This window comes from Basfia succiniciproducens, from assembly GCF_011455875.1.
Lineage (GTDB): Bacteria > Pseudomonadota > Gammaproteobacteria > Enterobacterales > Pasteurellaceae > Basfia > Basfia succiniciproducens.
In genome coordinates, this window is record NZ_CP015031.1 from 2133560 (window position 1) to 2148875 (window position 15316).

The following is a 15316-nucleotide window of genomic DNA, read 5'->3' on the forward strand; positions in this document are numbered from 1 at the left end:
AAGGTGAGATTAGGAGTAATAGCTAATGGCTACCATGAAAGACATTGCCCGCCTTGCCAATGTTTCCACTTCAACGGTTTCTCATGTTATTAACAATGATCGTTTTGTAAGTGAAAAAATCCGCGAAAAAGTCATGGCTGTGGTAAAGGAGCTAAATTATCAGCCTTCCGGGCTTGCTCGAAGCTTCAAAACGAAAGAAACCAAAACCATCGGTATGCTGGTTACGGCAAGCGATAATCCGTTTTTTGCGGAAGTGGTTCATGCAGTAGAACGTTATTGCTGTCAACAGAACTATAATTTGATCTTGTCTAACACAGAGGGAAGTCCGCAACATTTGCAGCATAATTTGCAGATGTTGATAAACAAACAGGTGGACGGGTTATTGTTAATGTGTTCGGAAACCCATACCCAAGATAATATGCCGATCAATTTATCCATCCCCGCGGTGATTATGGACTGGTGGCCGAGCGAATTAACTGCGGATAAAATCTTTGAAAATTCGGAACTCGGCGCTTATCTTGCAACAAAGCACTTGATTCATCACCAGCATAAACGGATTGCCATTGTTAATGGCGATTTGCGTAAACCTATCGCTCAAAACCGCTTAATCGGCTACAAAAAGGCGTTAACGGAAGCCAATTTACCCATTGATGAGACATTGATTTTTGAAGGGAAATTTGATTTTCAAACGGGCTTTGACGCATTGGAACGGTTATTAAAAACCGATTGCCCGCCAAGCGCAATTTTCGCCTGTTGCGATGCCATTGCCTTAGGCATTTATCAGGCGGCATGGCGGCACAATCTGATTATTCCCCGACACCTTTCCGTGATTGGTTATGACGATACCATTCTTTCCCAATATATTGCGCCGCCTCTTTCAACCATTCATCAACCGAAAACCGAGCTGGGCAAATTAGCCGTACAGACGTTACTGGAGCGTATTAAAAATCCGCAAAAAACTTACCGCACTTTTGTGCTGGATCCCGTTTTAGTGGAGCGAGAGTCTGTTGCCACCCGAAAGGAAAGTTAATATTCCACCTATCTTGTTAAAAAAATTATGTAAAAAAACTAAAATTTGTCTAAAGATCATAGGTTTTACATTGCGCAGACTTTCCATTAACAGGTAAACTAAAGCGGTTATTATTTCGGGGGAAAGTGTGAAAATTTTTAGTGACAAGATAACTCACTTTGTATCAGTTTGGTTACTGAAAGCAGTAATGTTTTTAGCGCTGCTTATAAGTTCTCCGGCTATTGCCGAATCCGCTGTCGAACTTAAAGTGGAGGGCATAGCAAATGAGAAACTCAGAGAAAACGTACAGCTTTATTTGGCTACGCTGGATAAAGAAGATGCCGACGGTTCCGAACGTTATCAGAATAAAGTCAAAGAAAATATTGATAAAGCTCTCCGGGTTTACGGCTATTACGGTAGTACCGTCGCGTTTAATCAACAACCCCGCTCAAATGCTCCGGATCTTCTTATCGCCCGCGTGGATATCGGTAAGCCCACCTTAATTGAAGATACGGATATCGTCATTACCGGCGATGCACTTCATGACGAATATTTCAAACGGTTAGAGAAAAAGGTTCCCGCTAAAGGTACGGTGTTAGACCATGAAACCTATGAGGACTATAAAACCGAATTACAAAAACTCGCCGTCCAAAGAGGTTATTTTGATGCGGATTTTCCCGTACATCAACTTCAAGTAATGCCTTCAACCCGCCAAGCCTGGTGGCGTATGGATTTTAACAGCGGAAGCCGCTACCGCTACGGTGAAATCAGTTTTGAACATTCGCAAATCAGAGAAGATTATTTGCGCAATATGCTGGAAATTAAATCCGGTGACGAATATTTAATTAATGATGTGTCGAACATGACCAATAATTTTTCTTCCAGCGGTTGGTTCCAGTCGGTATTGGTTCGTCCTGAATTACACGAAGACAGTAAAACCATTGATCTTCACCTGTTAATGTATCCGAAAAAGAAAAATGCCATGGAAGTGGGGTTGGGTTATTCTTCCGACGTAGGAGCCCGTGCGCAAATCGGCTGGACTCGACCATGGATTAATAACCGAGGGCATAGTTTGCATTCGGATCTTTATGTTTCTTCACCGAAACAAACCTTTGAAATTACATATAAAATGCCGTTATTAAAGAACCCGATGCGTTATTATTATGAATTTTCTACCGGGATCGAAAACGAAGACGATACAAAAACCGATACCAAATCTCTGGCTGCGACCTTTGCCGCGTTACGCTATTGGAATAACGCAACCGGGTGGCAATATTCTTTGGGAACAAAGATTCGGTATGACGAATTTACCCAAGCGGATCAAGAACATAAAACTTTTTTATTATATCCTACTACATCAGTAAGTCGTTCGCGCATTTCCGGCGGCTTATTTCCTATTCGGGCGGATACCGTCAGTGCCACGGTGGATTTAGGCAGAAAACTTTGGCTGTCGGATGTGGATTTTTTCAGAGTACGTGCTAATGCGGGCTGGATTAAAACTTTTGCGCCTAATCATCGTTTTTTAACCCGGGGTGAAATCGGCTATTTGCATACCAATGAATTAGAACGAATTCCTCCCGCTTTACGGTTTTTCGCCGGCGGTGATCGCAGCGTACGCGGTTATGGTTATAAAAAAATATCGCCGAGAAACAGTAAAGGTAAATTAATCGGCGCTTCACGTTTGGCTACGGGTACGGTGGAATACCAATATCAATTCGTTCCGAATTGGTGGCTTGCCACCTTTGCCGATGCAGGGCTTGCGGCGAATTCTTACAGCACAAGCGAATTACGTTACGGTGCGGGGATGGGCATTCGTTGGGCATCGCCGGTCGGCGCTATTAAATTTGATATTGCGACCCCAATCCGCGATAAAGACGATAGTAAAAATATACAATTTTACATCGGATTAGGCACAGAATTATAAGCGGTAAATTTATACGGATTATTCCATGACAGATAAGATAGAAAAAGCAAAAAACAGCACTCGAGAGGCGACGCCTCAAAGTGCGGTTAAAAATAGCGAAAAAACACAAAAATGGTGTCGCAGAATTTTTTGTATTTTCTGCATAGTCGTTTTGGTTCCGCTTATCGGGTTGTTGGGTGCGCTTTCTTTTGAATCCGGTCAGCAGGGATTGCTGAAACTCACCGATAAAATGACGGATAGCCTTTCTTTTGAACAAATAAGCGGTAACTTACAAGACGGACTAGAGTTGCATAATATTCGTTATCAGTCGTCGGGTATTGATACTTTGGTGGAAAAAGCCAGATTTCAACTGGATTTTAGCTGTTTGTGGAGAAGAGAAATTTGCGTTGAAGATATCAGTCTGCAAAAAACCGATATTCACATTAACACGGCGCTTTTACCGCCCTCCGAACCGGAGCGGAAGACGGATTCCGGCGAGATGTCTCGTATTTATTTGCCTTTCGGTCTTACGGTGAAAAATGTGGCTGTAAGCGAGTTGGCGTTGTCAATTGATAATAATTACCTGAATCTGGGTGTTTTTAAAATGGCGGCGACTTTAAATAATAGAAGAGGGTTGACGCTTTTACCCACCATAATTAATGATTTTAGTTTCGTAAGCAAAACCTCCGCAGAACAGCAAGCGGAAGCGGAGAAAAAAGCGGAGGACGAAGCCAAGCAAGCTCAACCTGTGGATTGGGCGAAGATTGATGAAATCTTAACGCCTGCGTTGCTTGGTAATTTAAATCAAATTACTCTTCCTTTTGATATTCACGTAGAAGATATTCAAGGGCAAAACTGGCAATATGAAAGTTTTGTGGATGAACAATCTCAGCAACAGGTGATTGTGTCTCGTTTTCAATTGCAGGCGGACGCTACGAATTACGATGTCGAATTAAAAACTTTCGATATCGTCAGCAATTTAGCGGATTTACAGGCTCAAGGGCAGATTCGGTTAAATGAAGATTTTCCGTTAAATCTGGTTTTGCATGGTGATATTCATCAGGAAAAAACAAGCGTGTTGCCGATGAAGCGGCTTGATCTTGAGCTTTCCGGAAATTTGAAAAATCAGACCGCACTTTTGCTGACTACCCAAGGTGATGTTGATGCAACACTTAAAGGAACAGTGGAACTCGGTAAAGAGAAAATGCCGTTAGATTTACAGTTAACCAGCAAAAAAGCACAATACGATTTTGCGGTGGCAAACCTTAAACCGCTTAAATTACAGGATATTAATGCGAAAATTACGGGTAATTTGTTAGATTATCAAGCGGAAATCAGCGGGCAGGTGGAAGGTATGGGGGCGCCTAAAACCAAGGTGGATTTATTAGGTTCGGGCAAACTCTATCAGGCGGAAGTCAAACAACTCAAGCTGCACGGATTAGAAGGGCGGATCGATTTACAGGGTGACGTGGATTGGCAGGACGGCGCTAAATGGAATGCGGAGCTGGATCTTAATAAAATCAATATTGGCGCCTATGTGAAAGATTTCCCGGCGGTATTAACCGGTAAAGTATCTACCTCGGGGCTGGCAAACAGCAAAACCTGGCGAGTGTCCGTTCCTACTTTGGATTTAACCGGTTCGGTTAGCCAACGTCCGCTTGTGCTAAAAGGAGGAATTAATCTGGGGCAGGAAGCCTTACTGGATATTCCGAATCTGTTAATGACTTATGGCGAGAATAAACTTATCGCCAAAGGCCTGTTAAGCGATAAATCGGATTTTAATTTAGATATTAACGCACCTAATCTTAAAGGATTATTGCCTGATTTTTCCGCCTCATTAGTGGGTAAAGCCGTGTTAACCGGCGATATGGCAGAACCTAATTTAGATATTGATTTGAAAGGCGATCAGATTCAGTTTCAGGATTTTTATCTGGCAAAATTCAATGTGCAGGGGAAAATAAATTCCGTTCCTCAAATCGAGGGCAATTTAGCCCTTGATGTAAGCGGATTTAATTACGGTGATATTAACATTCATTCTGTAAAACTGACCGCTAAAGGCAATGAAAAAGCCCATGAATTACAATTGCGTTCGGAAGGTGATCCTATTGCGGCGCAGCTTAATTTATCGGGCGGTTTCGACCGCGCTTTGCAGCAATGGAAAGGCACGATTAGCCAAACGGACATTGAAACGCCGATCGGCGATGTAACAAATAATCAGTTTGCGGTGAATTATGAACATAAGTCGGCAAAGGCAACTATTTCCGCTCATTGTTGGCATAATCCGGATGTAGAACTTTGTTTCCCGCAGAGTTTTACTGTCGGTCAAAACGGTGAAATTCCTTTTGAAATGAAGAAGCTGGATCTTAATTTGGTCAATAAGCTGACCGAACAGGAAAATATGTTGGCGGGTATTTTAACCGGTAAAGGGAAATTTGCCTGGTTTGCGGATAAACCGGTAAAACTTGATGCATCAGTCACCAGCAACGCCATTTATTTTAGCCAAAAAGTCGACGGCAAAAACTTTAAACTTGATATGGCTAAACTAAATGTGAATGCTAATTTAGAGAATAATAATTTGGCGGTTACATCCGCAATTCATTTACAAAATCAAGGTAATGTTGCCGCGGATATTAAATTACTGGATATCGATCAGGTCGGAAAATTAAGCGGTTCCCTGAAGATGAGCGGAGTGAATCTGGATTTAATTAATCAGATTTTATCGAATAAAGAACGTATTTCCGGAGATGTCGGAGCCGCATTGACTTTTGCGGGGGATTTGAATAAACCGCTTATCAACGGTTCTTTGGATATTAAAAATATGAATGCGGTTGTACAAAATATGCCGTTTGATATTACCGACGGGAATCTGGCATTGCGTTTTTACGGAACCCGTTCTTCTTTGCAGGGGTATATCCAAACGCCGGATAGCCGTCTAAATATTGACGGCAATGCCGACTGGCAGGATGTCAATCATTGGCATACGGCGGTACGGGCAAAAGCCAATGAATTTAAGTTAGATATTCCGTCTATGGCGAAATTGAAAGTCAGCCCGAACGTAGAGATGAAAGCTTCGCCGACATTGCTTGAATTAACGGGGAATGTAGATATTCCGTGGGGGCGAATCGCCATTGAGAGCTTGCCTGATAGTGCGGTTTCCGTGAGTAGTGATGAAGTCATTCTGGACGAGCCGCCGCGTACCAGAATTGTGAAACTGGCGACGGAAACGGACGGTATGGCGATTCGTTCCGATTTAAAAATCAATATCGGTAATGATGTGAATTTAGAAGCCTATGGTTTGAAAACCAATTTAAACGGTCGTTTACTGGTCAAGCAGGAAAAAGGTCAGCTTGGGTTATACGGCATGATAAATTTAAGAAGAGGGCGTTACGCTTCGTTCGGGCAGGATTTATTGATTCGTAAAGGGCAAATTTCATTTAACGGGCTGCCTTCTCATCCAATGTTGAATATTGAGGCGATTCGAAACCCTGAAGCTATGGAAGATGCCAAAGTTATTGCCGGTGTCAAAGTAACGGGATTAGCCGACTCGCCGAGTGTGGACGTTTTCTCCGAGCCTGCTATGCCTCAAGATCAGGCGTTGTCTTATTTATTAACGGGGCGTTCGCTTGAAAACAGCGGTGAAGCGGGATCCGGCGGTTCTGTGGGAGCGGCTTTGCTTGGCATGGGCTTAGCCAAGAGCGGAAAAGCGGTGGGTTCCATCGGCGAAACTTTTGGTATTCAGGATTTGAACTTAGGAACCTCCGGTATCGGTGACAGTTCCAAGGTGGTTGTGAGCGGTAATTTAACGCCAAGATTACAAGTAAAATACGGCGTGGGTTTATTCAACGGCTTAGCCGAATTTACCTTACGTTACAGATTATTACCGCGTCTTTATCTGCAATCGGTCACGGGGGTAAACCAAGCCGTTGACTTGTTGTATCGTTTCGAATTTTAATTTCAGAGATTTTTATGAATAACGAAAATTTACGTGCAAAAGCAACCGCACTTAATAATGTGGCGAAACATGAAATGCGCGAAGTTCGGGAGATCGCGGCAATTGATCTTGGCTCTAACAGCTTTCACATGATAGTCGCTCGGATTGTGAACGGTTCTATCCAAGTGTTATCTCGTTTAAAACGTAAAGTCCGGCTTGCCGCCGGGCTTGATGAAAACGGCGTATTGGACCAGGCGGCGATTAGTCGCGGTGTTGATTGCCTTGCGTTATTTGCGGAGCGGTTGCAGGGTTTTAAAGCGGAAAACGTCAATGTAGTAGGTACCTATACTTTAAGAAGTGCGGTCAATAATCAGGAATTTTTACGTCAGGCTCAAGCGGTTTTTCCTTATCCGATTCGTATTATCAGCGGTGAAGCGGAAGCGGAAATGATCTATGCCGGCGTATCTCATACTCAGCCGGAACAAGCCCGTAAATTGGTTATCGATATCGGCGGCGGTTCTACGGAAATGATTATCGGCGAGGGGTTTACCCCTTTGCTGGTTAATAGCCGTAATATGGGGTGTGTCAGTTTTGCTAAACAGTTTTTTGTTAATGGTGAAATATCAGAACAGAATTTTAATCGGGCACGGCAAACGGCGTTAGAGAGAGTTCGGGATCTCAGCGAACAATACCGGCAACTTGGTTGGAAACACGTATTAGGCTCATCAGGTACTATTAAAACCGTTCATCAGGTGATTATGGCAAACATAGACAATGACGGCATTATTACCGCCGGCCGTTTAGATCATCTTATTGAACGGACTTTAAAGGCGACACATTTTGATAACTTAAAGTTATCGGGTTTAATAGAAGAACGTGCCGACGTATTTGTGCCGGGATTAGCGATTTTAAGCGCGGTATTTGATGCTTTTGATATTCAGCAAATGCGCTATTCCGACGGCGCGTTACGCGAAGGCGTGATGTATAGTTTGGAAACAAATTTTCAGGTAACCAACATACGTGAGCGTACCGCCGAAGGTTTGGCGGAGCAATTTAATATCGACAGAGAACAGGCTCATCGCGTTACCCAAACTGCGGTGCTGTTAGCTCAACAATTTACCGGCTGGCAATCGCCCGAACAGGCGGAAGAATTGCAGGAAATTTTGCTTTGGGCGGCACTGTTACACGAAGTGGGAATTGTGATTAACCATAAAAATCTTCAAAAACATTCCGCCTATATTTTGCAGAATATCGAATTGCCGGGCTTTGATAAAGAGCAGCAACGGCTACTTGCTACTTTGGTGCGCTACCATATCAATAATTTCCGCCTTGAAGATATCAGCGCCGGGCGCTATGAAATACAGGATGTATTATCGCTTATTCGTTTGTTACGCCTTGCTATCGCCTTGAATAAATCCCGTCAGGCAACGGAAAGTACGGAAGAGATTTCTTTAAAAACCGACCGCATTTCTTCATTATGGACATTAACTTTCGAGCCGAACTATCTGCGCGACAATCCGTTGGTAGAAAATGATTTAGCGGCGGAACAGTTACAGTTGAAAGATATTGGTATCAATTTTAAATTTGCCTAATAAAATTCTGCTAAAAAGCACCGCACTTTATCTCGCAAAGTGCGGTGCTTTTTTATGAATTTTTATTAGGAAATATTCAAGAAAAAACGCACATTTCTCAATGTGCGTTATAAACTTAAGTTATGCAACCCACAACAGGATTGCTAACAACTGAGGAGAAATTATTCGCAGGAACATCACCAGCGGATACACGGTGGCGTAAGATAAAGCGGCTGCACCGTTTTCTTCTTTAATCGCATTGGCAAAGGCTAATGCCGGCGGATCGGTCATGGAACCTGCGAGTAAACCGCAGATACTGAGATAATTCATCTTCGCATAGATCCGGGCGATAATGCCCACAGCCATTAACGGAACAAATGTAATCAGCACGCCGTATCCCATCCAGGTTACCCCATCACCTTGAGTTAAGGTATTGACGAAATTACCGCCGGATTTTAAGCCTACAACCGTAAGGAATAACACAATACCGATCTCACGTAACGCTAAGTTGGCGCTTGGCGGCATAAACCAATAAAGTTTGCCGATTGAACCGATACGGGAAAGAATTAATGCCACCACTAACGGACCGCCCGCAAGACCTAATTTGAGTGCAACGGGGAAACCGGGAATATGAATCGGTAATGAACCTAACAAAACCCCTAAACCAATCCCGATAAAAACCGGTAGCATTTGCACCTGTTGCAATTTCTGTTTGGCATTACCGATAATAGAAATGGCGGCATCCATGGTTTCGACGTTACCAACCATGTGAAGAACGTCCCCGAACTGTAAAATGCTGTCCGCAGTCGGCACAAGTTCAACCCCGGCACGGTTTAAGCGGGAAATCATAATGCCGTAACGCTGATGAATACCCAAAGTACGAATGCGTTTACCCAATACTTTTTCATTGGTTACCACAACCCGTTCGGAACGGATATTGCCAACCAGTTTGGACGGCTCAAGTTCGATTTTTTCACCGACAATTAAGCACATTCTTTGCAATGAATGCGAATCGCCTACAAGATGAAGAACATCGTTGAGGAATATTGTCGTATCGGCTTTCGGCACGCTGATGTTTTCTTCCCGTTTTAAGCGGGTACAAACCACGCCTCTTTCATCAAAGCCGGGAATATCGCGCAAACATAATCCGTCTAAATTCGGATTTGCCACCCGGATATTGATTTTCTGTAAAGATTCCGTTTGTTGACCGCTTTCCTGGGTAAATTTTTTCGCTTCGTCATCCACTTTGACTCTGAATATAAGACGGACTAACCACATACTTGCCAGAATACCGCAAATACCGAAAGGATAAGCAACCGCATAGGCCATACCCATGCTTTGGGTGATATTTTGCATACCTAGCTCGGTAAGAATTTGCTGACCTGCACCTAAAGACGGCGTATTGGTGACCCCGCCCGAATAGATACCTAAAATAATATCTAACGGCACATCAAAGGCTTTGTTGATAATTACAACAATTAATGAACCTAAAGCTACAATTAGCGTTGCTAACGCATTGAGTCTTAACCCGGATTTCCGCAATGAAGCGAAAAAACCCGGCCCTACTTGGATACCTATCGTATAAACGAATAAAATTAAACCGAATTCTTGCACAAAATGCAGCGTATGAGCATCAAGTTGAAGACCGTTTTGTTCGCTGAAATGCGAAACGATAATCCCCCCGAATAATACGCCCCCAATACCAAGACCCACTCCCTTAATTTTCCACTGGCCAATCCATAGGCCAAGAACAGCAGCAAGAGAAAGAATGCTGATCGTTATTGCTATGTCAGACATGACTACCTACCTTGAGTTAATATTTACTGGGGGCAATTATAGCAAATGAGAAATTTGTGGATTTGATAATGCTCAAACAAATTTAAAAAATGAAACATTCATCACATTTTTCCTTGCTAAATGTAACAATTTGCTCAAGAATATCCGCTTAAATTTTAACTTATCTATAGGAAGTGGAATGAATTATTCTCAGGAGCTGCTGACATCGTTACTTTGGATTTTTAAAGCAATCGGTATTACGGCCGTTCTTTTTTCATTGACTGTTTACGTTTTAGTCAAAACGACCCGTTGGGGCCGCCAGTTCTGGATGTTGGCAGCAGGCTATATTTCGCCTAAACGAAGTAAAAAACCTATCGGATATTTTGTAATTATCGTATTTTTTAATTTGCTTTCGGTACGTTTGGATATTTTATTTTCCGAATGGTATAAGGCAATGTATAACGCCTTACAGGAATCCAATGAAAAAATGTTCTGGATTCAAATGGTTGTTTTTTCCGTGTTAGCGACGATTCACATCGCAAATGTTTTGCTAACTTATTATTTGACTCAGCGTTTTACCATTCAATGGCGCACTTGGCTGAATAATGAAATGGTGAACAGATGGACGGAAAATCAAGCCTATTATAAAGCGCAGTACGTTTACAATAAACTGGATAACCCGGATCAACGTATTCAGCAAGATGTGCTTTCTTTTGTTTCCAATTCTATCGAATTTGCAACGGGCGTAATTTCTTCCGTGGTGTCAATTGTTGCCTTTACCGTTATTTTATGGGGATTGGCAGGTCCGATGACCGTCGCCGGTATTACTATTCCCCATGCTATGGTCTATCTGGTTTTTATTTATGTTTTAATTACCAGTATTTTTGCATTCCGAATCGGTCGACCGTTAATCAATTTGAATTTTACCAATGAGCGTTTAAACGCGAACTATCGTTATTCCTTAATCCGCTTAAAAGAATACGCGGAAAGCATCGCTTTTTTCCGTGGTGAGAAAATGGAAAAAAACGTGCTGTTTAAGCAGTTTAACCAGGTAATTGGTAACGTATGGAAAATGGTACATATGACCTTGAAATTATCCGGCTTTAACCTTGCGGTATCTCAAGTGTCTGTTATTTTTCCTTTTATTATTCAGGCGAGTCGTTATTTCAGCAAACAAATTCAGTTGGGCGATTTGATTCAAACGGCGCAATCTTTCGGGAGGGTGCAGACAGCGCTTTCCTTCTTCCGTAATTCCTATGACAGTTTTACCGGCTATCGTGCGGTGTTGGATCGTTTAACCGGTTTTTATTCTGCCGTTAATCAGGCGAACAGCGCTTCACACATTTCTATTGAAGACAGTGAAAGTGCGGTTGTTTTTGATAAATTAACGGTGAAAAAACCGACCGGTGAAGCCTTAATTAAAGATTTATCCCTGAATTTGCCGCAAGGCGCGTCGTTATTAATCAAAGGCCCTTCCGGTGCGGGAAAAACTACGCTATTGCGTACTATTGCGGGCCTATGGTCATATTCCGAAGGGATTGTACGTTGCCCGCAACATCATGCGTTATTTTTGTCGCAAAAACCTTATTTACCGCAGGGTCGCTTAATTGACGCTTTATTTTATCCGGAAGTTGCGCCGGAAAACCTGGATTTGGCTCAAGCGGCGGAAATAATGCGCAAAGTACAATTGGGGCATTTAACGGATCGTCTGGAGCAGGAAAACGATTGGACCCGCGTACTTTCATTAGGCGAACAGCAACGGCTTTCTTTTGCCCGCGTATTGATTTGTCGTCCTTTGGTGGCTTTTTTAGATGAAGCAACCGCAAGTATGGATGAAGGTTTAGAAGAATCAATGTATCGTTTATTAAAAACGGAATTGCCGGATACCACAATTATCAGTGTCGGTCACCGTTCTACCTTGCAGATTCATCATACTCAACATTTAGTGATTAATCCGCAGGATCAAAGCTGGGCCCTCAGCTAAATTTTCTTTATTAAAAATGTCTTTTAAGCCAAAATGACAAAAAGTGCGGTTTTTTTGACCGCACTTTTTGTTTTTTATTTTTTGGTAAATACCCGCAACTTTTAATTCTCATTAATAAAAGTCACCTTCTACCTGTTAAGAGGTAGCGTATTTCGATTGGATCAAGAAAATATCAAATAGTGAAAACTTACTCTTTTTGTCGGTTATTAAACATATTAGAATTTGCCTTAGTTAAAGTTGACTAAAATAGTCGGAAATTGATTTTCTTAATTTAGGAGTGATTTTATGTACTGCGTTCAATGCGAACAAACCATGGTGACGCCGAAAGGCAACGGCTGCAGCTTCTCTCAGGGAATGTGCGGTAAAACCGCCGAAACTTCGGACTTACAGGATTTACTTATCGCCACATTACACAGCTTATCCGCGTGGGCGTTAAAAGCCCGTGAGCACAATATCATTATTCATGAAGCGGACGCCTTTGCGCCGCGCGCATTCTTCGCCACCCTAACCAATGTAAACTTCGATTCCGCGCGTATCGCCGGCTATGCGCAACAAGCGTTAATTTATCGTAACCAATTAATTAAAGCGGTCAGTGAAGTCGAACCCAATCCGAATATCGATCACCCGTTGGCGAATATCGAATTAAACGGCATTTCCGTTGAGCAATTGGCGCAGCAGGCAAAACAATTCGCATTGGATACGGATCGTCAACAAATCGGCGAAGAAGCTCACGGCGTACGTTTGCTTTGTTTATATGGTTTAAAAGGCGCCGCGGCTTATATGGAACACGCCTATGTGCTGGATAAATTCGATAACGATATTTATGCGGAATATCACGGTTTCATGTCCTGGCTAGGTACGCAACCCGGCGATCTGAACGAATTACTGGAAAAAGCGCTGGCTATCGGCAGTATGAACTTTAAAGTGATGGCCATGCTGGATGCGGGGGAAACCGAACATTTCGGTAACCCGGTGCCTGCTATGGTTAACGTTCGACCGGTAAAAGGCAAATGTATCTTAATTTCCGGCCATGATTTGAAAGATTTAAAAGAATTATTGGAGCAAACGCAAGGCAAAGGCATCAATGTGTACACCCACGGTGAAATGCTGCCCGCTCACGGTTATCCGGAATTGAAGAAATATAAACACTTGGTGGGCAACTTCGGCTCGGGCTGGCAAAATCAGCAAAAAGAATTCGCCCGTTTCCCGGGTGCCATTGTGATGACGTCAAATTGTTTAATCGACCCGAATGTAGGCGATTACGCAGATCGCATTTTCACCCGTAATATTGTGGGCTGGCCGGGTGTAACCCATCTTGAAGATCATGATTTCTCACCGGTGATTGAAAAAGCATTGCAATGCGACGGTTTCCCGTATACGGAATTAGAACATTTAATCACCGTAGGTTTCGGCCGCAAAACCTTAATCGACGCCTCCGATGCGGTCATTGATTTGGTCAAAGCGGGCAAATTAAGTCATGTATTCGTTATCGGCGGTTGTGACGGCGATAAAGAAGAACGTCATTATTACACCGATTTAGCTTACGCATTACCGAAAGATACCGCCGTATTAACCCTGGGTTGCGGTAAATACCGTTTCAATAAGCTGGATTTCGGCACCATCGACGGCGGTCTGCCGCGGTTACTGGATGCGGGGCAATGTAACGATACTTATTCCGCCATCATGTTAGCGGTGACGCTTTCACAAAAATTAGGTATCGGCTTAAACGAATTGCCGTTATCCATCGTGCTTTCCTGGTTTGAACAAAAAGCCATTATCGTGTTATTAACGCTATTAGCCTTGGGTGTGAAAAATGTGTATTCCGGTCCGAGTAAACCGGCGTTCCTGAACGACAATGTGATGGCGTTATTACACGAGAAATTCGGTTTAAGCGGTTTAACCACCCCCGAACAGGATTTCGGCCACATTATCAATAAAAATCTATAACCATTTGTAGGGCGTATCGCATGCGTCCTGAATAATAGATGAATGTCATATCGGGCGTATGTGATACGCCCCAACCGGAAAGGAATAAAACAGATGGCTAAAACAAATAAAAATCCGTTATGCATTAATGAATTACAAGTTTACTCAATCGTACAGGAAGCGCCAAAGGTTAAAACCATTAACTTTATCGCACAGGATTTCTATCCTTATGAAGCGGGGCAATACGCCTTGGTCAGTATCCGAAACACGCCTCATATCACCCGCGCCTATTCACTCTCTTCCACGCCGGGCGAGAGCCGTTTCGTGTCGATCACCGTGCGTGAAATCGACGGCGGTGTGGGCTCCGGCTGGTTAAATAACGAAGTGAAAGTGGGCGACCAAGTATGGTTTTCAAACCCGATGGGAGATTTTTCCTGCCAAAAAGTGATTGCGGATAATTACCTATTAGTGGGTGCGGGCAGCGGCATAACGCCGATTATGTCCATGACCCGCTGGTTGTTGAAAAATCGTCCGCAAGCCAATGTCAGCGTCATTCACAGCGTTCATTCGCCGCAAGACGTAATTTTTAAATCCGAATGGGCGCAATTAAAAGCCGACAATCCGCGTTTAAATTTGGTTTTCAACGCCTCGGTGAATGCCACCGCAGGGTTTGAAAGCGGTCGGATCAGCAAAGAAATTCTGACCAAAGCGGTACCGAATCTCGCCGATTACACTGTCATGACCTGCGGTCCGCAAGCTTATATGGATGCGTTGAAAACCATGGTTTTAGAACTTGGCGGTTCGGAACAACGATTCTTCACCGAAGCGTTCTTCAACACCGCGCTTGCCGGCGATATCAGCTCGGACAAGAAAACCACGTTAAACGTCAGCGGTGCCAAACCGATGAAAACGGAAGTACCGGTGGGCATGACATTGCTTGCCGCGTTGGAAGCGCAGGAACAACCGGTGGTTTCGGGCTGCCGTACCGGTTTATGCGGATTGTGCAAAACCAAAGTTACCGGCGGCGAATATGAGGTCGTATCCAACGGCGACTTAACGCAAGAAGAAATCGCCCAGGGTTACGTACTGGCCTGCAGTTGTCGGGTGAAAGCGGATATGACGGTAGAAATCTGATTTTTGCTTTTTTAGCATAATAAACGGATCCTAAAAGTGCGGTAAAATTTTTCGGATTTTTGACCGCACTTTTTTATTTACT

8 protein-coding genes are annotated in these 15316 nt (G+C 43.3%); 7 read left to right on the forward strand and 1 reads right to left on the reverse strand.

Going from position 1 to position 15316, the window contains the following annotated elements:
* Positions 1-25: 25 nt before the first annotated feature.
* The 4 genes from A4G13_RS09930 to ppx all read left to right on the forward strand — a co-directional run bounded on the left by A4G13_RS09930 (position 26) and on the right by ppx (position 8435).
* Complete coding sequence (locus A4G13_RS09930) at positions 26-1030, forward strand: substrate-binding domain-containing protein (protein ID WP_090654123.1); 1005 nt, start codon at positions 26-28, stop codon at positions 1028-1030.
* Positions 1031-1217: 187 nt separating this feature from the next.
* Positions 1218-2933 carry an autotransporter assembly complex protein TamA gene (gene tamA, locus A4G13_RS09935; RefSeq protein ID WP_090654121.1) on the forward strand — a complete coding sequence of 572 codons (1716 nt, stop codon included), beginning with the start codon at positions 1218-1220 and terminating at the stop codon, positions 2931-2933.
* Positions 2934-2958: 25 nt separating this feature from the next.
* Positions 2959-6864, forward strand: coding sequence for an autotransporter assembly complex protein TamB (gene tamB, locus A4G13_RS09940; RefSeq protein ID WP_090654119.1), 3906 nt, complete (start codon positions 2959-2961; stop codon positions 6862-6864).
* Between the two features lie 14 nt (positions 6865-6878).
* Positions 6879-8435: an exopolyphosphatase gene (gene ppx / locus A4G13_RS09945; protein ID WP_011199469.1), complete on the forward strand. Its 1557-nt coding sequence runs from the start codon at positions 6879-6881 to the stop codon at positions 8433-8435.
* A 120-nt stretch (positions 8436-8555) separates the two neighbouring features.
* Here ppx and A4G13_RS09950 read toward each other — a convergent pair whose 3' ends face one another.
* Positions 8556-10211, reverse strand: a complete 1656-nt coding sequence (locus A4G13_RS09950; RefSeq protein ID WP_090654117.1) for a putative transporter — start codon at positions 10209-10211, stop codon at positions 8556-8558.
* 178 nt (positions 10212-10389) lie between these two features.
* Here A4G13_RS09950 and A4G13_RS09955 point away from each other — a divergent pair, with 178 nt between their 5' ends.
* From A4G13_RS09955 to hcr, 3 genes are all read left to right on the forward strand, one after another.
* Positions 10390-12174 carry an ABC transporter ATP-binding protein/permease gene (locus A4G13_RS09955; protein ID WP_090654115.1) on the forward strand — a complete coding sequence of 595 codons (1785 nt, stop codon included), beginning with the start codon at positions 10390-10392 and terminating at the stop codon, positions 12172-12174.
* Positions 12175-12459: 285 nt separating this feature from the next.
* The gene (gene hcp, locus A4G13_RS09960; RefSeq protein WP_090654113.1) at positions 12460-14121 is read left to right on the forward strand and encodes a hydroxylamine reductase; all 1662 of its coding nucleotides are present in this window, start codon (positions 12460-12462) and stop codon (positions 14119-14121) included.
* A gap of 93 nt (positions 14122-14214) precedes the next feature.
* On the forward strand, positions 14215-15234 hold the full coding sequence (hcr, locus tag A4G13_RS09965; RefSeq protein ID WP_090654111.1) for an NADH oxidoreductase: 1020 nt from the start codon (positions 14215-14217) through the stop codon (positions 15232-15234).
* Positions 15235-15316 lie beyond the last annotated feature (82 nt).